19 protein-coding genes and 1 pseudogene are annotated in these 21506 nt (G+C 73.0%); 6 read left to right on the forward strand and 14 right to left on the reverse strand.

All coding sequences use genetic code 11. The features are described 5' to 3' along the window. Positions 1-57 precede the first annotated feature (57 nt). The 7 genes and pseudogenes from cobT to K7854_RS10350 all read right to left on the reverse strand — a co-directional run. Positions 58-3711, reverse strand: a complete 3654-nt coding sequence (gene cobT, locus K7854_RS10320) for a nicotinate-nucleotide--dimethylbenzimidazole phosphoribosyltransferase (protein WP_226026098.1) — start codon at positions 3709-3711, stop codon at positions 58-60. Between the two features lie 373 nt (positions 3712-4084). Next, complete coding sequence (gene cbiE, locus K7854_RS10325) at positions 4085-5311, reverse strand: precorrin-6y C5,15-methyltransferase (decarboxylating) subunit CbiE (RefSeq protein WP_226026099.1); 1227 nt, start codon at positions 5309-5311, stop codon at positions 4085-4087. Between the two features lie 118 nt (positions 5312-5429). After that, on the reverse strand, positions 5430-6068 hold the full coding sequence (locus K7854_RS10330; protein ID WP_226026100.1) for a GNAT family N-acetyltransferase: 639 nt from the start codon (positions 6066-6068) through the stop codon (positions 5430-5432). 171 nt (positions 6069-6239) lie between these two features. Further along, positions 6240-7067 (reverse strand): MetQ/NlpA family ABC transporter substrate-binding protein, encoded by an 828-nt coding sequence (locus K7854_RS10335; RefSeq protein ID WP_226026101.1) that lies wholly within the window; start codon positions 7065-7067, stop codon positions 6240-6242. A 66-nt stretch (positions 7068-7133) separates the two neighbouring features. After that, a complete protein-coding gene (locus tag K7854_RS10340; protein ID WP_226026102.1) occupies positions 7134-7871 on the reverse strand; it encodes a methionine ABC transporter permease in 738 nt (245 codons plus the stop codon). Further along, a complete protein-coding gene (locus K7854_RS10345) occupies positions 7868-8932 on the reverse strand; it encodes a methionine ABC transporter ATP-binding protein (RefSeq protein ID WP_226026103.1) in 1065 nt (354 codons plus the stop codon). The genes K7854_RS10340 and K7854_RS10345 overlap by 4 nt, the downstream gene beginning before the upstream one ends. 430 nt (positions 8933-9362) lie before the next feature. Next, positions 9363-9520: pseudogene (locus tag K7854_RS10350) on the reverse strand (HAD family hydrolase); the annotation flags it as partial. A 74-nt stretch (positions 9521-9594) separates the two neighbouring features. Between K7854_RS10350 and K7854_RS10355 the strand changes: the two are divergent. Next, positions 9595-9954: a hypothetical protein gene (locus K7854_RS10355; protein ID WP_087810295.1), complete on the forward strand. Its 360-nt coding sequence runs from the start codon at positions 9595-9597 to the stop codon at positions 9952-9954. A gap of 1 nt (position 9955) precedes the next feature. Further along, entirely contained in the window at positions 9956-10372 is a 417-nt protein-coding gene (locus tag K7854_RS10360) for a hypothetical protein (RefSeq protein ID WP_226026104.1), read from the forward strand. A gap of 24 nt (positions 10373-10396) precedes the next feature. Here K7854_RS10360 and K7854_RS10365 read toward each other — a convergent pair whose 3' ends face one another. The 3 genes from K7854_RS10365 to K7854_RS10375 form a co-directional block, all read right to left on the reverse strand. Next, positions 10397-10894 carry a GNAT family N-acetyltransferase gene (locus K7854_RS10365; protein WP_226026192.1) on the reverse strand — a complete coding sequence of 166 codons (498 nt, stop codon included), beginning with the start codon at positions 10892-10894 and terminating at the stop codon, positions 10397-10399. Between the two features lie 57 nt (positions 10895-10951). Continuing rightward, positions 10952-11452, reverse strand: coding sequence for a sigma-70 family RNA polymerase sigma factor (locus K7854_RS10370; RefSeq protein WP_226026193.1), 501 nt, complete (start codon positions 11450-11452; stop codon positions 10952-10954). Positions 11453-11526: 74 nt separating this feature from the next. Then, positions 11527-12714, reverse strand: a complete 1188-nt coding sequence (locus K7854_RS10375; protein WP_226026105.1) for a glycerophosphodiester phosphodiesterase — start codon at positions 12712-12714, stop codon at positions 11527-11529. Positions 12715-13219: 505 nt separating this feature from the next. Here K7854_RS10375 and K7854_RS10380 point away from each other — a divergent pair. Continuing rightward, a complete protein-coding gene (locus tag K7854_RS10380; protein WP_226026106.1) occupies positions 13220-13840 on the forward strand; it encodes a lysophospholipid acyltransferase family protein in 621 nt (206 codons plus the stop codon). Between the two features lie 77 nt (positions 13841-13917). Here K7854_RS10380 and K7854_RS10385 read toward each other — a convergent pair whose 3' ends face one another. The 4 genes from K7854_RS10385 to argH all read right to left on the reverse strand — a co-directional run bounded on the left by K7854_RS10385 (position 13918) and on the right by argH (position 18594). Next, the gene (locus K7854_RS10385; RefSeq protein WP_226026107.1) at positions 13918-15450 is read right to left on the reverse strand and encodes an MFS transporter; all 1533 of its coding nucleotides are present in this window, start codon (positions 15448-15450) and stop codon (positions 13918-13920) included. Continuing rightward, positions 15447-15998, reverse strand: a complete 552-nt coding sequence (locus K7854_RS10390) for a TetR/AcrR family transcriptional regulator (RefSeq protein WP_226026108.1) — start codon at positions 15996-15998, stop codon at positions 15447-15449. Before K7854_RS10390 ends, K7854_RS10385 begins: the two co-directional genes overlap by 4 nt. Before the next feature lie 95 nt (positions 15999-16093). Next, positions 16094-17065 (reverse strand): aldo/keto reductase, encoded by a 972-nt coding sequence (locus K7854_RS10395; RefSeq protein WP_226026109.1) that lies wholly within the window; start codon positions 17063-17065, stop codon positions 16094-16096. A gap of 101 nt (positions 17066-17166) precedes the next feature. Further along, positions 17167-18594 carry an argininosuccinate lyase gene (gene argH, locus K7854_RS10400; protein WP_226026110.1) on the reverse strand — a complete coding sequence of 476 codons (1428 nt, stop codon included), beginning with the start codon at positions 18592-18594 and terminating at the stop codon, positions 17167-17169. 119 nt (positions 18595-18713) lie between these two features. On the opposite strand from argH, the gene K7854_RS10405 reads away from it, so the two are divergent. From K7854_RS10405 to K7854_RS10415, 3 genes are all read left to right on the forward strand, one after another. After that, positions 18714-19301, forward strand: coding sequence for a pyridoxamine 5'-phosphate oxidase family protein (locus tag K7854_RS10405; protein ID WP_226026111.1), 588 nt, complete (start codon positions 18714-18716; stop codon positions 19299-19301). Between the two features lie 3 nt (positions 19302-19304). Next, the gene (locus tag K7854_RS10410) at positions 19305-20024 is read left to right on the forward strand and encodes a L,D-transpeptidase family protein (protein WP_226026112.1); all 720 of its coding nucleotides are present in this window, start codon (positions 19305-19307) and stop codon (positions 20022-20024) included. A gap of 88 nt (positions 20025-20112) precedes the next feature. Next, the gene (locus K7854_RS10415; protein ID WP_226026113.1) at positions 20113-21495 is read left to right on the forward strand and encodes a ferredoxin reductase family protein; all 1383 of its coding nucleotides are present in this window, start codon (positions 20113-20115) and stop codon (positions 21493-21495) included. The last annotated feature ends 11 nt before the right edge of the window (positions 21496-21506 follow it).

Below are 21506 nucleotides of genomic sequence, written 5' to 3' on the forward strand. Positions count from 1 at the left end.
CGTGGCAGCCGACGCGGGGCCCGGCACCGTGCTCCCGGACCCCGCGTCGAGCGACCGCTACTTCTCGGTGACGCCCGCCGAGTCGAACGTCGCCACCTCGTGCATCGCCCGCGCCGTGCTCTGCACCATCGGCAGGGCGAGCAGCGCGCCGGTGCCCTCGCCGAGGCGGAGGTCGAGATCGACCAGCGGACGCAGGCCCAGCTTGTTGAGCGCGGCGACATGGCCGGGCTCGGCGCTGCGGTGACCGGCGATGCAGGCCGCGAGGACCTCGGGGGCGATCGCGCGGGCCACCAGGGCCGCGGCGCCGGCGCTGACGCCGTCCAGGATGACCGGGGTGCGCAGGGAGGCGCCGCCGAGCAGCAGTCCGACCATGGCCGCGTGCTCGAAGCCGCCGATCGCCGCGAGCACCCCGATCGGGTCGGCCGGATCGGGCTGGTGGAGTTCGAGGGCGCGGCGGACGACCTCGGTCTTGCGGGCCAGCGTCTCGTCGTTGATGCCGGTGCCGCGGCCGGTGACCTCGGCCGGGTCGGCGCCGGTGAAGACGGAGATGAGCGCGGCGGACGCGGTGGTGTTCGCGATGCCCATCTCGCCGGTGAGCAGCGCCTTGTTGCCGGCCGCCACCAGGTCGCGGGCGGTCTCGATGCCGACCTCGATGGCCTGCTTGGCCTCCTCGCGGGTCATCGCCGCGCCGGTGGTCATGTCGGAGGTCCCGGCCCGGACCTTGCGGGGCAGCAGGCCGGGCGTGGCGGGCAGGTCGGTGGCGACACCGACGTCCACGACGCACACCTCGGCGCCGACCTGGGTGGCGAAGGCGTTGCAGACCGCTCCGCCGCCCAGGAAGTTGGCCACCATCTGCGCGGTGACCTCCTGCGGCCAGGGGGTGACGCCCTGGGCGTGCACGCCGTGGTCGCCGGCGAAGACGGCGACGGCCGCGGGCTCCGGGATGGGCGGCGGGCACTGCCGGGACAGTCCGGACAGCTGGGCGGAGATGATCTCCAGCATGCCGAGCGCGCCGGCCGGCTTGGTCATCCGCTTCTGCCGCTCCCAGGCCTCGCCCAGCGCCTTGGCGTCCAGCGGGCGGATCTGCGCGACGGTCTCGGCGAGCAGGTCGTGCGGTGCCTCGCCGGGCAGGGCGCGGCGGCCGTACGTCTCCTCGTGCACCACCCAGGACAGCGGGCGGCGCTTGGACCAGCCGGCCTGCATCAGCTCGGGCTCGTCCGGGAACTCGTCGACGTAGCCGACGCACAGGTAGGCGACGATGTCCAGGTGCTCGGGCAGCCCGAGGGCGCGGACCATCTCGCGCTCGTCGAAGAAGCTGACCCAGCCGACGCCGAGGCCCTCGGCGCGGGCGGCGAGCCACAGGTTCTCGACGGCGAGCGCGGAGGAGTACGGCGCCATCTGCGGCTGGGTGTGCCGGCCGAGGGTGTGGCGGCCGCCGCGGGTCGGATCGGCGGTGACGACGATGTTGACCGGGGTGTCGAGGATGGCCTCGATCTTCAGTTCCTTGAACTGCTTGGCCCGGCCCTTGGGCAGCGACTTCGCGTACGCGTCGCGCTGACGCATCGCCAGTTCGTGCATGGCGCGGCGGGTGTCGGCGGAGCGGATGACGACGAAGTCCCAGGGCTGCGAGTGGCCGACGGACGGCGCGGTGTGCGCGGCCTCCAGGACCCGGAGCAGCACCTCGTGCGGGATGGGGTCGCTGCGGAAGCCGTTGCGGATGTCGCGGCGCTCGCGCATGACCTTCAGTACGGCCTCGCGCTCGGCGTCGTCGTAGGCGGGGGCCGCCGGGCCGACGGCCTGTGGTGCGTCCGCGGCTTCGGCCGTACGCCCGTCGTGCGGGGCCTCCTCGGGCGCGGGCCCCGCGTCGGGCGCGTCGGGCGCCTGCGCCGCCCCGGGCGCTCCGGTCGCTTCGGCGGCGGCGGGTTCGGTCACGTGGTCGTCCTCGCCGGCGCCCCGGGTGTCCAGGTCGTCGACGCTCTGGGCGATCTCGGGGTCGGCCTCGCGCGGCGACGGCACCGCGGCGACGGCGTCCTCGGTCGCCTGGGGCGCGGCGACGGGCTCCGGTGCCGCCTCCGGTGCCGGGGCCTCCGACGGGACCAGGACCGACTCGGGCGGCGTGGGCGCGAGGTGCGGGGTCGTGGGCACCTGTCCGCCGTCGACGGGCAGGAACTGGCCCACGGGCTGGGCGGGGGGCGCTTCCTGGGTGGCGGGGGCGACGGGGGCCGGGGCGGGTACGGGCTCCGGCGTGCCGTCGGCCACGGCCGCGTCCTGCTCCTGCTCCTGCTCCTGCTCCTGCTCCTGCTCCTGCTCCTGCGGCATGTTGGCGTCCGTGAGGGACTGGGGGCCCTGGGCGGCCTGCGGCTCCGGGCCGGGTTCCGGGGACGGCTGGGGGACGGCGAACTGCGGCGCGGACTCGACGTCCGGCACCGGGTGCGGCGCCTCTGCGGCGGCGGGCTCCGCCTGGACCGGAGCGGGCTGATCCGGAGCCGGGGACGGCTCGGGTCCGGCGGCCTCGGGCACGGCCGCCTCGGATGCGTCCGCCTCGGGCTCCGCGACGGCCACGGAGGCGTCGGACGCCTGGACGTCGCCCTGTTCGGGCGCGGGGGGCTCGGAGGGCGCGGCTTCCTGCGGTGCGGGGGCCGCCGGGGCGTCGGCGACCGGGACTTCGTCGAGTCCCTGCGGTGCTTCTGCCGGGGCCGATCCCGCGGCATCGGCCGCTGCTTCGGCCGCTGCAGCGGCCGGTACTTCGGCCAGTGCCTCCGCCGGTGCTTCTTCCGGCGCCGGGTGCGCGGGAGCCTCTGGAGCCGCGACGGCCTCCTGGGGCACCGCGGTGTCCTGAGCGGGCTGGACGGGCTCGGCCGGGGGCTCGGCGGGGACCGCCTCGGGAGCCGCTGCGGCCGCTTCCGCCTCCTCGGCCGCCTCCGCGGGACCGGTCGCCCGCTCCGCGTCGGACCCGGCCGCCTCCCCGGACACGGGGGCCGCCTCCTCGGGTGCGGGCGACTGACGCGGTTCGCCGGACTCGGCGGCACCCGCGGACGTCCCGCCCGTCGCCGCCACGGCCTCCGTGGCCACGCGCGTCACGAGCGCCTGGGCCGCTCCCACCGGCTCGGCCGGCTGCTGCTGCTCCGGTACCGGAACAACCGTTTCCGCATGCCCCGCCCCGGAGTTCGCCGGGGCCTCCTGGGCGGCCTGCGGCGCCGCCGCCTGCGCGCCCCAGGGTGCCGCCGCCTGCGGGGTCGGCACGGCGGCCTGCGACACGTCGAGGTACTCGGGCGCCGCGGCCGGCGGGGCGGGGTGCCGTACCGGCGCGTCGGCGGGGCCGCGGTCGGCGAGTGAGCGGACCGGGCTGGCGGAGGTGTCCGGGATCGGCGGACCGAGGTGGAGCGGCCGGCGTGGCGGGGCCGGGGCGGACGCGGGGTCCTGCGCCGGGTCGGGCAGCCGGACGCCACCGAGGTCGACCGAGCCGCTGTCGCGGCCGGACATCTCGTGCGGGCCGGGCTGGTGCACGGTCTCCACGACCGGCTCCGGCGCCGGCGGCGCGACCTCGTTGCCCCAGGCACTCTGGGCTCCCGGCAGCAACAACAGGTCCTCGTCCTCGGCGGTGGCCTCGGAGAGGTAGGTGTACGCGCCGGGTGCGGGGGCGCCCGGCTGCTCCACCATGCCTGCGTTCTCCGGCAGCCCCTCGCCCGGGATCTGGCCGGTGTCGGTCATGCGTAACCCCTCGCCCATCGGTTAGTGCTTCTACGACCAGCTCACCCGGGACGGCGCACCGACCGCCCGTAGTGAAGAACGAGCGGGCGTGCCCAGCGGCACGAACGACCCGCGGGAAAAGACGACAAAGCCATTGAGTGGCATTGTCGCGGTCGTCCCCCCGCCACGACAGCTTGATCCGCGACGGCCCGCTGTGGACTGCGCCACGTTGCGCGTCCTCCGGTTCTGCCGTACCACACCCGCCCCCCCAAGGAGCGGGGCTTTACGGACATCGACCGACGAACTGCCGGGTGTCCGCATGCGGTACAACAATCCGCCAGCCTACCCCGCGCGGTATGAACAACCGATCACGGGGCGCGGTCGCCGTGGGGCCTCAGCGGGGTGCTTCGCGCCGCACGATCTCTCCGCTGAGCAGGAACGCGACGCTCCGCTCGGTCTCCGTCCAGGCCCGGGTGTCGAGTCCGACGGACTGCAGCAGGGCGCACTCGACGCGGTATCCGTGCTCCGTCAGGTCCCTGCCGACGAGTTCGGCCGCGTCGCGGGTCGCGGCGTGCGCGACGATGCGCTGCGGGCGGCGGTCCGCGACCGCGGAGACCACGGCCGCTCCCCCGCCGCCGACCCGGACGACGTCCGGTTCGGGGAGGTTCTCCAGGACGTGGGGGGCGTCGCCGTGCACGGTCTGGAGCTGGACGCCGAAGTGCCGCGCGGTGGCCTCGGTGCGGGCGCAGGCGTCCCGGTCCCGGTCGACGGCGATGACGGCGGCTCCGCCGCGGGCGGCCTCGGTGGCGAAGGCGCCGCTGCCGCAGCCGATGTCCCACACGAGGTCGCCGAGGCGCGGTCCGAGCCGGACGAGTTGGGCGGTGCGCAGCAGGTCGGTCTCCCCCTCGCCCAGTTCGCCGCCGTAGGAGGCGGCGGGCAGGGACCAGCCGCGCGGGCCGGTGGCCGGGTCGCGGCCGGCGATCCAGCCGGTGCCGTCGCCCGCGGTGGCCGGCGGGGCGCTGCCGCCCGCCACGATGACGACGTTCGGGTCGCGCCAGGTGTGGTCGGCGGCCTTGTCGGAGGTGACCACGGTGACCCGCTCGCGGGTGGTGCCCAGTTCCTCGCAGATGACGAAGGTGCGGTGGACGCCCTCCATCAGCAGGCCGAGTTCGGCCGGTCCGGCGCCCGGTGAGGTGAGGACCGCGACCTTGGTGTGGGCCCGGCACACGTTCACCGCGCGTCGCAGGGTGCGGGGGTGGGCGACGACCACATGGGCGTCGTCCCAGGGCATTCCGGCGCGGGCGAAGGCGGCGGCCACGGAGGAGACGGCGGGCACGACCTCCACCTCCAGGCCGAACTCGGGCGCCCGCAGGGTGCGTACGACGCCGAAGAAGCCGGGGTCCCCGTCGGCCAGGACGACCGTCGTGCCGCGGTGGGCGGCGAGGCGGCGGGCGGCGAGGGCGACGCTGCCGAGGCGGATGCGTTCGGCGGTGGGCGGTACCTCGGGAAGTGCCAGGTGGTGTGCGGCGCCGGCCACCAGGGTGGCGGCGCCCAGTGCGGAGCGTGCCGCGGCGGTCAGCGGCGAACCGTCCCAGCCGATCACCGTGACCCGGTCGGCCATCGTCGTCAGTCTCCAGGGTTTTCGCAGGTCGTGGTCGTGGTACCGGCGCTGGCGCGCCCCGTGAGGGTACCCGGTGCGGCCTGGGTCCGGGGTGGCGGCGCCGGTCGGCCCCCGTCTATCAGTTCCAGTCCGTGAAGGTGGTGAAACCGTCGGTGTCGGTCAGCTGTCCGGTGCTGCCCTCCAGGTCCTCCGGCAGCAGGCTCCACACGATGAAGTCGGTGCGGACGTCCGTCCAAACGCCGTCGTCGGTGCGCGCCCGTGCTATGCAGGCGCCGCGCAGGACGCCCTCGCTGATGCAGCCGATCTTCTGGGCGACCTGCTGGGAGGCGGTGTTGTCGGCCGCGGTGCGCAGCTCGACGCGTTCGAACTTCTGGTCGCCGAACAGCCACTGGACGGTGGCGAGCGCCGCCTCGGACGCGTACCCCTCACCCCGGGCCCAGGGGGCGATTATGTACGAGAGTTCGGTGGCCCGTACGTGCCAGTTGGTCTTGGTCAGCTGGATGACGCCGACCAGTCGCTGGGTGAGGAACTCGGTGACGGCCAGGTCGAGCCCCCGGCCCGCGGTGCGCTCGGCGGGGGCGTACTCGCCGATCCAGGTGGCGGCGTTGTCCTCGGTGAAGGGCTGGGGGACGTGGGTCCAGGCGGCGACCTGCTCGTCGTTCATCATCGCGGCCAGCGCGGGGACGTCGTCCTCGTCCAGGGGGCGCAGCACCAACCGCTCCGTGCTGATGGAGATGTTGGGGAAGGTGCTCGTCATGCGCCGCTCCATAACCTGGGTAACCGTCGGGGCCTGCTCGAACTGACCAGCATGCAGCATGAAAGCACTCAACCACACCACCGGGTCCGCCCCGTGTGCACGGAGCGGACCCGGAGGGCGGCACTGGTGTCCGGCCCGGACGGCGGACCGGAGGAAACCTCGCCCGGAGGCTCAGAAGGAGGGCAGGACCGCGCCGGCGTACTTGTCCTCGATGAACTTCTTCACCTCGGGCGAGTTGAGGAGCTTCGCGAGCTTCTTGACGCGCGGGTCGTCCTCGTGGCCCTCCTTCACGGCGAGGAGGTTGCTGTTCGGGTTGCCCTTGGCCTTCTCCAGGACGAGGGCGTCCTGGGCGGGCTTCAGGTCGGCCTCGATGGCGTAGTTGCCGTTGACGACCGCCGCGTCCACGTCGTCCAGGGAGCGCGGGGTCTGGGCCGCCTCCAGCTCCTTGAACTCCAGGTTCTTCGGGTTCTTGGTGATGTCCGCGGGGGTGGCCGCGGTACCGACGCCGTCCTTGAGGGTGATGATCCCGTTGGCGGCGAGCAACTGCAGGGCGCGGCCCTCGTTGACGGTGTCGTTGGGGACGGCGACGGTCGCACCGCTCTTCAGGTCGTCGGCCTTCTTCACCTTGTGGGAGTAGAGGCCGAGGGGCTCCAGGTGCACGTCGACGACGGACACGATGTGGGTGCCGTTCTTCTTGTTGAAGTCGTCGAGGTAGGGCTGGGTCTGGAAGTAGTTGGCCCCCACGGAGCCGTCCTCCGTCGCCGTGTTCGGCGTGACGTAGTCGGTGAACTCCTTGACCTCCAGGTCGAGGCCCGCGTCCTTGGCCAGGTTGTCCTTGACGTAGTCGAGGATCTCGGCGTGCGGGGTGGGGCTCGCGGCGACGACCAGCGGGCCCGAGGTGTCAGAGGCGGAGTCCTTGTCCGAGCCGCAGGCGGACAGCCCGAGGGTGAGGGCTCCGGCGGCGAGGACGGCGGTGGTGATCTTGGCGGTGTTACGCACGAAAAGTGCCTTTCCTGAGGTGGTGCGACCCCGCCCGGTACGGCGGGGAGTCTGATGGGGGCGCGGTCAGGCGACCTTGCCGACGTCGGCCGCGGCGGGCTCCTTGGCCCTGAGCAGCCGGAGCCGGGGCGCCGCGCCGCCGCGTCCGCCGCGGCGGTGCAGGGTGCGGGCCGCGTAGTCGCCGATGAACTGGATGAGCGAGATGGCGACGGCGAGGAGCGCGACGGTGATCCACATGAAGCCGGGCTCGAAGCGCTGGTAGCCGTAGCGGACGGCGAGGTCGCCGAGGCCGCCGCCGCCGACGGTGCCGGCCATGGCGGAGTAGCCGATGAGCGCGATGACCGTGGTGGTGGTGGAGGCGATCAGGGAGGGCAGCGCCTCGGGGACCAGCACCTTGCGGACGATGGTCCAGGTGCTGCCGCCCATGGACTGCACGGCCTCGACGAGCCCGCCGTCGACCTCGCGCACGGCGGTCTCGACGAGCCTGGCGAAGAACGGGATGCCGCCGATGGCGAGCGGCACGATGGCGGCCTCGCTGCCGATGGTGGTGCCGATGACCCAGCGGGTGAAGCTCATCAGCGCGACCATGAGGATGATGAACGGCATCGAGCGGCCGATGTTCACGATCTGCCCGATGACCTTGTTGACCACGACGTTCTGCAGCAGGCCGCCGCGGTCGGTGAGGACGAGGAGGACGCCGAGCGGAAGTCCGAGGACGACGGCGATCAGGGTGGACCAGCCGACCATGATCAGGGTCTCCCAGGACGCCTGCTCCAGCAGCGGCTGCATCTCGGACCAGGTCACTTGGCACCTTCCTTCACCAGTGAGGCGGACGCGGACGGCGCGGGGGCGGCCTCCGGCGTCTCGTTCACCACGTCGATCTGCAGGCCCTGTTCGCGCAGGAAGCCGACGGGTACGACGTTGTCCTCGTAGCGGCCGGGCAGTTCGATGCGCATCCGGCCGACCTGGAGGCCGCCGACGGTGTCGATGGCGGCGCCGAGGATCGATATGTCGATGTTGTAGGTGCGGGACAGCTGGGAGATGACGGGCTGGGTGGCGGCCTCGCCGTGGAAGGTGACGTCGAGGACGGTGCGGTCGTCCGCGGAGGCCTCGCCGCCGACCGGGAAGAGCGCGGCGGCCAGTTCGGAGCCCGGGGTGGCCAGGAGTTCGCCGACCGTGCCGGACTCGACGATGCGGCCCCGGTCCATGAGGGCGGCCGAGTCGCAGATGCTCTTGACGACGTCCATCTCGTGGGTGATGAGCAGGACGGTCAGTCCGAGCTGCCGGTTCAGGTCGCGCAGCAGCTGGAGGATGGAGCGGGTGGTCTCCGGGTCGAGGGCGCTGGTGGCCTCGTCGGAGAGCAGGACCTTGGGGTCGCCGGCCAGGGCGCGGGCGATGCCGACGCGCTGCTTCTGGCCGCCGGAGAGCTGGGCGGGGTAGGCCCCCGCCTTGTCGGCGAGGCCGACGAGGTCGAGCAGTTCCAGCGCCTTGCGGGAACGTTCCTTCCCCGACTTGCCGAGGATCTCCAGCGGCAGTTCGACGTTGTCCCGGACGGTCCGCGAGGAGAGCAGGTTGAAGTGCTGGAAGACCATCCCGATGCGGCTGCGCGCCTGCCGCAGTTCCCGGCCCGCGCGCGGGCCGCGGCCGGCCAGCGCGGTGAGGTCCTGGCCGGCGACGGTGACCGTGCCGGCGGTGGGCCGCTCCAGGAGGTTGACGCAGCGGATGAGCGAGGACTTGCCGGCGCCGGACTGGCCGATGACGCCGTACACCTCGCCCTCGCGGACGTGCAGGTCGACGCCGTCCAGGGCGGTGACCTCACGGCCGCGTGAACGATAGACCTTGGTGAGGCCCGATGTGGTGATCACGTGGGTTTCCGTCACTGTCGAGTGCGCGGCGCGGTGGTGTGCGCCGGGCACGGGGCGTTGTTCTTCGGGTTCTTGGGGGTCCTTCGGAACGCGGCACGGTTCTCGCGGTGGCGGTGCGCCATGGCGGTGGACCGGGGAGAAACGTGTGCGCGGGGCGTGGCCCGGCCGCGTGCGCGCGTCGGGCGCGGGCGGACACGGGCGGGCGCTCGCTTCGGGGCGCGAGGCTCAGGTGGTGCGGGGGCCCTCTAGAAGGCGCACATTCGCAGGCACATACAACGAGCACCGGGCGTCATGGTCGCCTCGGTCGCAGGGGTGCGGTCGCTCGTGGTGCTCATGCCGATCAGTAAAGCAGACGTACGCCCCTGACCGGAGACCGCTGTCCGGATACTGGACAGCGGTGGACGGTGGATGGCCGCGGGGGCGGGAATCGGCCCCGGGCGCTGATCTCCGCTCCGCCCTCGGTGACCAGTGCCGACAAGGCCGAGCGGCCGTTGCCGCCGGGTCGGCGCCGAGTCCGTGGGCGCGGTGGGTTGTGGCCAACGCCACGGTTCGCATCCCGGCGGCGCGGCAGGCCCGGAGACCGGCGGGGCGTGCCCGGCCCTGCCCCCGACCCTGCGGGGCCGGGGACGGCGGGCCTTTTGGGCCGTAATAGGCTCGCTGCCATGCTTGACGTCCTGACGCTGGTGACCGGCGTCGCCGCACTGCTGCTGGCCGCCTGGTGCGGCTGGGCCGCCTACCGCGACCAGCCGACGAAGGACTGGCACTTCATCGGCATGGCCGTGGTCTCGGCGCTGGCGCTGATCCAGCTGGTGGTCGGGGTCGTGCAGCTGGCGCGGGGCGAGGAACCGGAGCAGGGCACGACGATCTTCGTGGCGTATCTGCTGGGCGCCTTCGCCTGTGTGCCGGCGGCGGGCTTCATGTCGCTGGCCGAGCGCACTCGGTGGGGCTCGGTGACGGTCGCGGCGGGCGGTGTCGTCCTCGCCGTCCTGGAGGTCCGGCTGTATGACATCTGGGGAGGCTGAGATGGTGGCCACGGAGGAGAAGCGGGCCGGACAGCGGCTGATCGGCGGGCCCGGCATCCTGCTGGTGTGGCTGTACGGCGTGATGGTCGTCGGCGCGGTGTCGCGATCCGTGTACCAGATCGCGACCGAGTTCGACCGGGCCCCGCTCGCCTATTCGCTGTCGGCTGTCGCGGGCGTCGTCTACGGGTTCATCACCTACACCCTGGTGCGCGGCGGCGAGACGGCCCGCAGGGCGGCGCAGGTGTGCTGCGCCGCCGAGTTGGTGGGCGTGCTGACGGTCGGCACCTGGACGCTGGTGGAGCCGTCGGCCTTCCCGGACGCGACCGTGTGGTCGGACTACGGGATGGGATACCTCTTCATCCCCGTGCTGCTGCCGCTGTCGGCCCTGTACTGGCTGCGCCGGGCCCGCACCGCCTAGCGGTCGCCGGGGCCCGGCGGTCGGTCAGGCCGTGGTGGCGTACGCCTCCGCCGGCTTCTCCAGGACGATCATGGGCACCCCGTCGGTGCCCTCGGCGGTGCCCACCGTCTCGTAGCCGACGCGGCGGTACAGCCGCAGGTTGCCCTCGCTGCGGTGGCCGGTGTGCAGCCGGAACCGCTTGGCACCGCGCTGCTCGACCAGGGCGGACTCGGCGGCCCGCAGCAGCCGGGCCCCGATGCCGTGCCCCTGGAGGCGGGGGTGGACGCAGAGCTTGCCGATGGACGCCGCCCCGTCCTCGGTCACCCGTCCCCGCACCGAGCCGACGACCTCGTCGCCGAGCCGCGCCACGAAGACGCAGTCGGCGGCGACCTCCTCGCGCACGGAGTCCAGGGTCTGGACGAGCGGGTCGATGCGGTAGTTGGCGTACAGCGCCGCCTCGCTCTGGAAGCAGAGGTACTGCAGCCGGAAGATCTGCTCGGCGTCCTGTCCGGTCGCCGCCGAGATGGTCACGCTCATGCCCATGTGCGCATGCCTCCCGCTCACCTGATCACCTGTGGTCCCCCACTCCTATCCCCGTCCTCAGCCGGCCGCAACCTCCGGCGTCAGCAATCGACGCAGACATCCCAGACATCGGGAGCGTTCCGGACCAAGACTGCCCTGTGAGATACCCAACTCCCCCGCGATTTCCCGGTATGTGAGGTCCCTGGGCGACAACAGGGCCTCCATCAGGCGGGGGCAGCGGCCCGGCAGTCTGCGCACCGCTTCGCGCAGGGCACGGCGGCGGGCCGCGGCGAGGGCGAGCCGCTCGGGCTCCTGGGCGTACTCGGCGACACCGGCGGGTTCGGTGCCGTACGGCCGCTCGTTGCGGGTCGTGCGGCGGGTGCGGCGGGCCTCGGTGCGGACGGCGCTGCGCAGCCAGCGGTGCGGGTCCGGGGGCGGGCCGTCGGCCGCCAGGCGCTCCAGCAGGCGCAGCCAGACCGCCTGTTCCAGGTCGCCGGGCTCGGTTCCGGACGCATATGCCTCGGCCGAGGCCTCGGCGGTGAGCAGGGGGCGCAGGGAGGTCACCAGGTCGGGCGTCATATGCACGTCGACGCGGCCGCCCGGACGGCGGGTTGCCCGGGCGGCCGAAGGTCACCCCAACCGGGGGTGTGCGCTCAGCCGTTGACGCCGTTGACGAATTCCTCGCGGGCCAGCACGCCGGTGTCCGGGTTGTCGGTGAAGATGCCGTCGATGCCGGTGGCGAAGTACGTCCGGAAGGCACCGAAGACGTCGCCGTAGGCGTCGGGGTCGCTGCCCTTGCGGAACTCGGCGGGCAGGAAGGGGTTCTCGTTGCGCATGGTGTACGGGTGCAGGATCAGGCCCGCCCGGTGCGCGTCGCGGACGAGTGTGGTCGGCTCGGTGAGCCGCCCGGCGGAGTCCTTCGGGACGATCAGGTCCAGGGTCGGTCCGATGCCCTGCGCGTAGGAGGCGATCTCCTTCAGGCCCTTGGGCGTGACGAGGTCGGCCGTGGTGCGCGGGTCGCCGGTCTCGACGAAGTCCCAGGGGCGGCTGTTCGCGCCGGACAGCAGGACGGCGAGCGGGTTGCCGACCAGCTTGTTCATCCGCTGGATGCTGGTGGGCTCGAAGGACTGGATGATGACGGGCGAGTTCTTGCGGTCCTTGCCGTACTTGCGCAGCAGCCGTGCCAGGCGCTCCTCGGTGCCCAGGCCCAGCTTGCGGAAGTAGGTGGGGTGCTTCAGCTCGGGGTAGATCCAGACCTGCTTGCCGCGCCTGCGGGTCTGCTCGTTCTGCCAGCGCAGCACCTCCTCGAACGTGGGGATCTCCCAGCGGCCGTCGTAGAGGGTGTTGTGCGGGCGGTTGGCCGGGATGCGCTCGGTGGCGCGCAGCGTCTTCAGCTCGGCGAGCGTGAAGTCCTCGGTGAACCAGCCGGTGGTGGAGACCCCGTCGAGCAGCTTGGTGCGCCTGCGGTCGGCGAACTCCGGGTGGTCGGCGACGTCCGTGGTGCCGCCGATCTCGGGTTCGTGCCGGCAGACGAGGTGACCGTCCTTGGTGGGGACCAGGTCGCCGGCCTCGACGATGTCGGCGCCCATGTCGAGGGCCAGCTCGTAGGAGCCGAAGGTGTGCTCGGGGCGGTAGCCGCTCGCGCCGCGGTGACCGATGACGGTCGGCACGGGCAGGCTCTTCATCCCGCCGCCGTGTCCGGTGCCGTGCCCGGTGCCGGTGGCTCTCGCCGTGCCGGGCAGGCCCAGTACGGCCCCGCCCGCGCCGAGCACCGCCGCCCCGAGGAGCGCCCGCCGTCCGGTACCGCCGTCCGCCCGCTCGTCCGACTCCTGCGTTCCCATGGGGCCCTCCTGCCGTCGACCGTCCAGTGCGGGCCGATCGTAGGGGCGCGTACATGACGAGCGGGAGACCGCGGCCGGAACGCGCGGGTGCGTCGAGGTGTCGTGTGGGGCGGACGGCTGACGTGCCGTCGGCTTGACGGCGAGGTGGCGGGGTAGGCGAAGGGCACGGGCCCGGTGGCGGCGACCGGCGGCGCGCCTCACGTGGAGCGCGGGCCGTATGTGCTTCGATCCGGGCCGTGGCCGCACCGTGGAACCGGAACGCCGGTCCTCGCGGACGCGACCTGCCTCACATCCCCGCGTGGGCGTTACCTGCGCGCAACGCCCACGCACCGCAGGTGAACACGCGTCAACGCCGTGTAAGACCCGGGTGACCCGAGGTGCGTGACCCCCCGGGCCGCGAGTAATGTCCTCACCTGCACAGACTCATACCGCATCCCCGACACCGGAGGGCCCGTTGTCCCGCTTCGTGTTCATCAAGGCAGTGCTCGGTCCGATCATGCGCCTGATGTTCCGCACACGGGTGGAGGGTGTGGAGAACATCCCGGGCGACGGTCCGGTGATCCTGGCCGGCAACCACCTCACCTTCATCGACTCGGTGATCATGCCCCTGACCTGTGACCGGCAGGTCTTCTTCATCGGCAAGGACGAGTACGTCACCGGCAAGGGCCTCAAGGGGCGGCTGATGGCCTGGTTCTTCACGGGGGTCGGCATGGTCCCGGTGGACCGGGACGGCGGCCGGGGCGGGGTGGCGGCGCTGATGACCGGCCGCCGCATCCTGGAGGAGGGCCACGTCTTCGGCATCTACCCGGAGGGCACCCGCTCCCCCGACGGCCGCCTCTACCGCGGTCGCACCGGTATCGCCCGGCTCACCCTGATGACGGGCGCCCCGGTGGTGCCGTTCGCCGTCATCGGCACCGACAAGCTGCAGCCGGGCGGCGCGGGTCTGCCCCGGCCGGGCAGGGTCACGGTCCGCTTCGGCGAGGCGATGGAGTTCTCCCGCTACGAGGGCATGGACCGCGACCGCTACGTCCTGCGGGCGGTGACCGACTCCGTGATGGCGGAGGTCATGCGGCTGTCCGGCCAGGAGTACGTGGACATGTACGCGAGCAAGGCGAAGGCGGCGTAGCGCCGCGAACCGTCTGCGCGAAACGGCGGGCCGCTCGGTGAGCGGCCCGCCGTTTCGCGTTCCCGCGCGGCTGCGGGCTACGGGTGTTCCGCCCCGTCCTCCAGGCGCTGGCCGCGCAGCAGGTACCAGGACGCCGCGGCAGCGGCCAGCAGCACGGCGGCGCCGACGCCCGCCGCCAGGGTCAGGCCGTCGACGAAGGCCTGCCGGGCGGAGTCCAGCAGTGCCTCCGCCGCGGGGCCGGGGAGGTGGGCGGCGGCCTCCACCGCGCCGCCCAGTGACTCGTGGGCCGCGTCCGGGGTGCCGGCGGGGCCGGTGAAGTCGCGGTAGACGCCGGTCACGATGGAGCCGAGCACCGCGATGCCGAGGGCGGCGCCGAGTTCGTACGCCGTCTCGGAGACCGCGGAGGCGGCGCCCGCCTGTTCCCCGGGGACGCTGGAGAGGATCACGTCGGCGGTGACGGTGAAGGCGAAGCCCGCGCCGAGGCCGACGACCAGCAGGGCGGTGCCGAGCAGCGGGTAGCCGGTGTGCTGGCCGATGACGGTCAGCGCGGCGAGCGCGAGACCGACGGCGGCGAGTCCGCCGGAGACCACGGCACGGACCGAGAAGCGCCGGGCCGCGCGGCCGGCGATCAGACCGGCCGCCACCGCGCCGACGGCGGCGGGCAGTTCGGCCAGGCCCGCCTCGAAGGGCCGCCTGCCCTGGACGAGTTGCAGGTACTGGGAGAGGAAGAACACCAGCCCCGACAGGCCCAGGATGGTCAGCAGGTCGGCCAGGACCGCGCCGCTGAAGCCGCGGTTGCGGAACAGCCGCATGTCGAGCAGCGGGACCGGCATGGTCAGCTGGCGGCGGACGAAGCCGTAGAGCGCGGCGGCGCCGAGGAGGCCCGCGGCGAGCGTGGCCCAGGCGAACCCGTGGGCGGCGGTCTCCTTGACCGCGTACACCACACCGACCATGCCGACCAGGGACAGCGCGACGCTGGCCAGGTCCCAGGGGCCCGGGTTCGGGTTGCGGGACTCGGGCAGCATCTTCACGCCGACGACGACCAGGACGGCCATGACGGGCAGGTTGATCAGGAAGACCGAGCCCCACCAGAAGTGCTCCAGCAGGAACCCGCCGACCACCGGGCCGACCGCCGCACCGGCGGAGGCGGCCGCGCCCCAGATGCCGACGGCGAGGCTGCGTTCGCGCGGGTCGTGGAAGAGGTTGCGGATCAGGGCGAGGGTGGCGGGCATCAGGGTGGCGCCCGCGACGCCGAGCAGGGCCCGGGCGAGGATCATCACCTCGGGCGTGTGCGCGTAGGCGTTGAGGACCGAGATCGCGCCGAACGCGGTGGCGCCGAGGAGCAGGATCCGTTTGCGTCCGATGCGGTCGCCGAGGCTGCCCATGGAGACGAGCAGACCGGCGATGACGAAGGAGTAGACGTCGCCGATCCAGAGCAGCTGGGTGCCGGAGGGCGCGAGGTCCTCGCTGATGTAGGGGGTCGCGAGACCGAGTACGGTCGCGTCGACGGCCACCAGCAGCACGGCCAGCACCAGGACGGACAGCGCCAGCCAGCGGCCGGGGCGCTTCACCGCCTCGGTCGGGTGGGCCGGCTGCAGGGTGCGGTTCATGGTTCCTCTCTCCGGAGTGCGCCGCCGAGCAGCAGCTCGACGATCATGTGGGTGAAGTCGTTGCGGGCCACGCGGCCCTCGGCCACCGCCCAGGCGCCGGAGGCCAGCAGGCCGTAGAGCGCCTCGGTGAGCCAGGTGGGTGTGAGGTCGATGCGGAACTCGCCGCTCTCCTGGCCCCGGCGGAACAGTTCGGTGAGCCCGGCGTCGAGGCGGGCCCAGCCCTCGTTCTGCTCCTCGCCCTCGAACAGCTGGTTCTCGGTGTAGAGGAAGGCGAGCAGACCGGCGGCGGGTTCGATCTCGCGGACCAGGCGGCGCACCGCATCGGCCGCCGGGCCCGCGTCGGTGCGGGCAGCTTTCAGCGCGGCCTCGCACTCGGCGATGCCGAGCGACTCCAGCGCCCGGACGAGGGCGTCGCGCCCGGCGAAGTGCCGGTGCAGCGTGGCCCGGCTGATGCCGGCGGCCCTGGCGACCTCGTCCATGGTCGCGGTGGATTTCCGGGTCAGCAGGGCCGCGGCGCTGCGCAGTACCTGTTCACGATCGACGGCCATGAGACAACGGTAACCCATATGAGACATGTTTGTCTCATGCTGGGCATGCGTGACTCACCACTCCCGGCGGTCACGGAGTCAGCGGGTGGGCGGTCTCAGTGCCAGGGCAGCTGCCCGCGGCGCTCCCAGTAGGCGTGCGGGTCCTCGGCGAGTGCGCCCAGGCGCGCCACCTGGTCGTCGTCGAGGTCGACCACGGCGGCGTGCAGGTTGGAGCCGAGCTGGTTGACCGTCGCCGCGCCGGAGAGCACCACACCGGCCCAGGGTTGCCGCAGGACCAGGGCGAGGGCGACCGCGTCGCAGCCGAGCGCCGTCTCCTCGGCGACGGCCTTCAGGACGTCGGGGGCGTGCGGCTCCGCGAGGCGGCCGTTGGCCATGCCCTCCTTGACGATCACCGTGAGCCCGGCCTCGTGCGCCTCGGCCAGCGCGGGCCCGGCGGAGGTCTCCAGGGCGTTGTACGTCGACTGGACGGTGCGGAACAGGGGCTCGCCGTCGACGGTCACCGCGAGCGCGGCGCGGATGGCGTCGGCCTGGGCGGGGCCGCTGGTGGAGAAGCCGACGGTGCTGCCCTGCGCGGCGGCCTCGGCCAGCCTGGCGTGCAGCTCCTTGTCGGTGAGGGCGGGGCTGTCCGGGGTGAGCGAGTGGATCTGGTACAGGTCGAGCCGGTCGCCGAGCAGGGCGTCGGTCTCCGCGCGCTGGCGGTCGTAGGTGGCGACGCCGTGGTCCTTGACCTCGTGCTGCTCGGCGTCGGCGGACCAGTCGGCGGTGTAGGTGTAGCCCCATTTGCTGCCGACGACCACGTCGTCGACGTCGGGGCGGTCCCGGAGCCAGTCGGCCAGGAACTCCTCCGAGCGGCCGTAGGAACGGGCCGCGTCGAAGTACCGCACGCCCTGCGCGTAGGCGGCGTCCAGGAGGTCGTGGGTGCGTTCGCGCAGCGCCTCGACGGTACGGTCGGCCGGCAGGTCCCGGTCCCGGCCGAGGTTGATGTAGCCGGGGCGGCCGACGGCGGCGAGACCCAGTCCGATGTGGCAGGTGGGGGTGGTCGCCGCGGCCAGGCGGGCGAAGGGCATCGCGGGCTCCGTTCGGTCGGCTGCTGAAGCTGTGGTGCTGCTGAGCTGTTGACCAACGTAACCGCGATGCCCCTCGGGCACACCGGGGCGGCTGCCCGCCGCTACTTCTTGGCGTCCGCCCAGGCGTGCTGGGCCGCCACGTCCGCCTTCACCTCGGCCAGCTGGACGGCGACCGCGCTGGGCGCCGTACCGCCGCGGCCGCTGCGCGAGGCCAGGGCGCCGGGGACGTCGAGGACGGTGCGCACCTCGGGGGTGAGGTGCTCGGAGATCTTGGCGAACTGCTCGTCGGTCAGCTCGTCCAGCTCCTTGCCGTCGGCCTCGGCGACCTTCACGCACTCGCCGGCCACCTCGTGCGCGACCCGGAACGGCACGCCCTGCTTGACCAGCCACTCGGCGATGTCGGTGGCCAGCGAGAACCCGGCCGGGGCCAGCTCCTCCATCCGCTCGCGGTGCACGGTGAGGGTGGCCATCATGCCGGTGAAGGCGGGGAGCAGGACCTCCAGCTGGTCGATGGAGTCGAAGACCGGCTCCTTGTCCTCCTGGAGGTCGCGGTTGTAGGCGAGCGGGAGGGCCTTGAGGGTGGCCATCAGGCCGGTCAGGTTGCCGATGAGGCGGCCGGACTTGCCGCGGGCCAGCTCGGCGATGTCGGGGTTCTTCTTCTGCGGCATGATCGAGGAGCCGGTGGAGAAGGCGTCGTGCAGGGTGACGAAGGAGAACTCCTTCGTGTTCCAGATGATGATCTCCTCGGCGATCCGGGAGACGTCGACGCCGATCATCGCGGTGATGAAGGCGAACTCGGCGACGAAGTCGCGCGAGGCCGTCCCGTCGATGGAGTTGCCCGCGCTGCCGTGCTCGAAGCCGAGGTCGCGGGCGACGGCCTCCGGGTCCAGGCCGAGGCTGCTGCCCGCGAGCGCGCCCGACCCGTACGGGGAGACGGCGGTGCGCTCGTCCCACTGGCGCAGCCGCTCGGCGTCCCGGCCCAGCGCTTGGGCGTGGGCGAGGACGTGGTGCGCGAAGAGCACCGGCTGGGCGTGCTGGAGGTGGGTGCGGCCGGGCATGGCGACGTCCGGGTGGGCCTCGGCGAGGCCGATCAGTGCGTCCTGGAGGTCGGCGATCAGGGAGCCGACGATCCGGGCGTGGTCGCGCAGGTACATCCGGAAGAGGGTCGCCACCTGGTCGTTGCGGGACCGGCCGGCGCGCAGCTTGCCGCCGAGGTCGGGGCCCAGGCGTTCCAGCAGCCCGCGCTCCAGCGCCGTGTGGACGTCCTCGTCGGCGACGGTGCCGGTGAAGGACCCGTCGGCGACGTCCGCCTCCAACTGGTCGAGCCCGGCGATCATCCGGGTCAGCTCGTCCTCGGTGAGCAGCCCGGCCTGGTGCAGCACGCGCGCGTGGGCGCGCGAACCGGCGATGTCGTAGGGGGCGAGCCGCCAGTCGAAGTGGACGGACGCGGACAGCTTCGCCAGGGCCTCGGCGGGACCGTCGGCGAAACGCCCGCCCCAGAGCCGGACGTCACCGCTGTTGCTGCTCACTTGGGTCGCTCCTCACCGTACGATCACTGTCATGCATGAGTATGCAGAACCCTGCATGATTCGTCAATCTTGCAGGGTGATGCCGCCATCGGCGTCCCGCACCCTCATAATCGTTAGACATGGGAAAGACTTATGAGCGCATAGACGGCAGACTCCGCACCTTCATCGAGGCTCAGCCCCTCTTCTTCACCGCCACCGCTCCCCTGGCCGGCGACGGCACGGTCAACCTGTCCCCCAAGGGCCTCACGGGCAGCTTCGCGGTGCTCGACGAACTGACCGTGGCCTACCTCGACTTCGCGGGCTCCAACGCGGAGACCATCGCCCACCTGCGGGAGAACGGGCGGATCACCCTGATGTGGTGCGCCTTCCAGGGCCCGCCGAACATCGTGCGGGTGCACGGCCGGGGGGAGCCGGTCTTCCGCGACGACCCCCGCTTCCCGGAGCTGCTCACCCACTTCCCGGACATCGACACCTCCGCGCACGGACTGCGCGCGGTCATCGTCGTGCACGCCGAACTCATCCGCGACACCTGCGGCTACGCCGTCCCCTTCATGGCCTACGAGAACGACCGGGACCTGCACGGCAAGCGGTTCGCCCGGGAGGACGACGCCTCGCTCGACGCGTACTTCACCAAGAAGGAGCACATCGCCACCAGCATCGACGGCCTGCCCGGGCTGCCGTTGCCGCTGCCTCCTTCTACCGTCTGAACCATGCGCCCCGGTGTCGTCGCCGTCCTCGTGTCCGCCGCCTCGCTCCTCCTGCTCGGCGCCGCCCCCGCCGACGGACCCGCTGCCGCGCCGCTCCCGGCCCGGATGGCGGACACCGGCGGCGGCAGCCAGCTGATCACCGCCGTCGCGCCGGACACCGGCTCGACCACGGGCACCGTGACCTGGTGGGACCGCGAGGGCGGGGGCGACGGACGCTGGGTGGCGGCCGGTTCCGCGCCCGCCCGCTTCGGGTCCGGCGGACTCACCGACGGGGCGACGCGTGTCCAGGGCACCGACACCACCCCGACCGGCCTGTACGACCTCCCCTACGCCTTCGGCATCGAGCCGGCGCCGCGCGGCACGGCGTACCGGTACCGCCCGGTCCGCGAGGACTCCTGGTGGTGCCAGGACAACGCCTCCCGCTCCTACAACCGCTGGACCGAGCCGCGTCCCGCCGACTGCCGGGCCACCGAGGCCGAGCACCTGATCACCTACTCGGCCCAGTACGCCCACGCCCTGGTCGTCGGCTTCAACTACCACCGCCCGGTGCGCGGCCGCGGCGCGGGCATCTTCCTGCACGTCGACGGGCGCGGGGCGACGGCCGGATGCGTGTCGGTGCCGAAGGAGGCCATGCGGCGGATCCTGCGGTGGGCCGAGCCGGGAGAGCGGCCGCACCTCGCGATCGGCACCTCGGACGGGGCGACGGGCATCACCCGGTACTGACGGCGGGCGGCAGCACGGGAACGGGCTGAACGCTCGCCCGGCACGGCGCGTATCTGTGGGCCAAGGGTCAAGTCCCCACGGAGGAACCGTGACCACCACGCTCGCCGGCGGCCGTGCCGCCCGCCGTCAGACGATGCGGCGCATCCGTCCGCGCCGCTCCCCCGCCGTCCCCCTGCTGCTCGCCGTGTGGGCGGGCGCGGCGGGCGTGTTGTGGCTGTGGTGGCGCAACACGCCCGCCATTTCCGACGACACCGGCCGGATCCTCGGCGCCGGCCGGATCACCGGACTGCTCGCCGGGTACCTGATGGCGCTCGTGGTCCTGCAGATGGCCCGGGTGCCGGCGCTGGAGCGGCGCGTCGGGTCCGACCGGGTCGCCCGCTGGCACGCCATGACCGGCCGTTACACCCTCTGCCTGGTCCTGGCCCACGTCTTCCTGATCATGTGGGGCTACGCAGCGCAGGCCGGCAAGGGCCTCGGCGACGTCGTCGCGCAGACCGTCGACTCCGTGAACCAGCTGCCCGACATGGGCAAGGCCGCCATCGGCACCGGCCTGCTGGTCGTCATCGGGCTCCTGTCCGTCGGCCCCGTCCGCCGCCGGATCCCCTACGACGCCTGGTACCACGTGCACCTGCTCACCTACGCGGCGGTGTTCCTGACCTTCTGGCACCAGCTGACCACCGGAAACGACTTCGCCGTCGAACCGGCCGCCAGGACCGTCTGGTACGCCCTGTACGGCTCGGTGACCGCGCTGGTCCTCTGGTACCGGGTCCTGACCCCCCTGCGCCTCAACCTGCGGCACCGGATGCGGGTGGAGGCGGTGATCGAGGAGACGCCGGGGATCGTGTCGGTGCTGATCGGCGGGCGCCGGCTGCACCGGATGGGCGCGGAGGCCGGGCAGTTCTTCCGCTGGCGGTTCCTGGCGCCCGGCATGCGGTTCAGCTCCCACCCGTACTCGCTGTCGGCGGCGCCGCGTCCGGACCTGCTGCGGATCACCGTGAAGGCGATCGGCGACCACAGCGCGCGGCTGCGCGAGCTGACGCCCGGCACCCGGGTGTGGGCGGAGGGCCCGTACGGCGCCCTGACCGCCCAGCGCCGCAGCCGCGGCAAGGTGCTGCTGGTGGCGGGCGGGGTGGGGATCACGCCGATGCGGGCGCTGTTCGAGACGCTGCCCGGCGCCTCCGGCGACATCACGCTGCTCTACCGGGCCAACAGCACCCAGGACCTGGCGCTCTGGGACGAGCTGGCCGGGATCGCGGACGAGCGCGGCGCCCGGCTGATGTACGCGGTCAACAGCCCGGACGGGGAGCGCCCGGACATCTCGGCCGAGACCCTGGCCCGGAAGATCCCGGACGTCGAGCGCCACGACGTCTTCCTGTGCGGGCCGCCCGGCTTCGCGCAGTCGGTGTACGAGGCACTGCGCGGCGCGGGGGTCCCCGCTCGCCGTATCCACCACGAGTCGTTCGAGATGTGAGCGACGGACAT

It is taken from the genome of Streptomyces hyderabadensis (genome assembly GCF_020404845.1).
GTDB lineage: Bacteria > Actinomycetota > Actinomycetes > Streptomycetales > Streptomycetaceae > Streptomyces > Streptomyces hyderabadensis.

Bases quoted from the DNA above. Each gene is read 5' to 3' on its own strand.
- cobT (WP_226026098.1), bottom strand. From the start codon at position 3,711: ATGACCGACACCGGCCAGATCCCGGGCGAGGGGCTGCCGGAGAACGCA.
- cbiE (WP_226026099.1), bottom strand. From the start codon at position 5,311: ATGGCCGACCGGGTCACGGTGATCGGCTGGGACGGTTCGCCGCTGACC.
- K7854_RS10330 (WP_226026100.1), bottom strand. From the start codon at position 6,068: ATGACGAGCACCTTCCCCAACATCTCCATCAGCACGGAGCGGTTGGTG.
- K7854_RS10355 (WP_087810295.1), top strand. From the start codon at position 9,595: ATGCTTGACGTCCTGACGCTGGTGACCGGCGTCGCCGCACTGCTGCTG.
- K7854_RS10360 (WP_226026104.1), top strand. From the start codon at position 9,956: ATGGTGGCCACGGAGGAGAAGCGGGCCGGACAGCGGCTGATCGGCGGG.
- K7854_RS10365 (WP_226026192.1), bottom strand. From the start codon at position 10,894: ATGGGCATGAGCGTGACCATCTCGGCGGCGACCGGACAGGACGCCGAG.
- K7854_RS10370 (WP_226026193.1), bottom strand. From the start codon at position 11,452: ATGACGCCCGACCTGGTGACCTCCCTGCGCCCCCTGCTCACCGCCGAG.
- K7854_RS10375 (WP_226026105.1), bottom strand. From the start codon at position 12,714: ATGGGAACGCAGGAGTCGGACGAGCGGGCGGACGGCGGTACCGGACGG.
- K7854_RS10380 (WP_226026106.1), top strand. From the start codon at position 13,220: ATGTTCCGCACACGGGTGGAGGGTGTGGAGAACATCCCGGGCGACGGT.
- K7854_RS10385 (WP_226026107.1), bottom strand. From the start codon at position 15,450: ATGAACCGCACCCTGCAGCCGGCCCACCCGACCGAGGCGGTGAAGCGC.
- K7854_RS10390 (WP_226026108.1), bottom strand. From the start codon at position 15,998: ATGGCCGTCGATCGTGAACAGGTACTGCGCAGCGCCGCGGCCCTGCTG.
- K7854_RS10395 (WP_226026109.1), bottom strand. From the start codon at position 17,065: ATGCCCTTCGCCCGCCTGGCCGCGGCGACCACCCCCACCTGCCACATC.
- K7854_RS10405 (WP_226026111.1), top strand. From the start codon at position 18,714: ATGGGAAAGACTTATGAGCGCATAGACGGCAGACTCCGCACCTTCATC.
- K7854_RS10410 (WP_226026112.1), top strand. From the start codon at position 19,305: ATGCGCCCCGGTGTCGTCGCCGTCCTCGTGTCCGCCGCCTCGCTCCTC.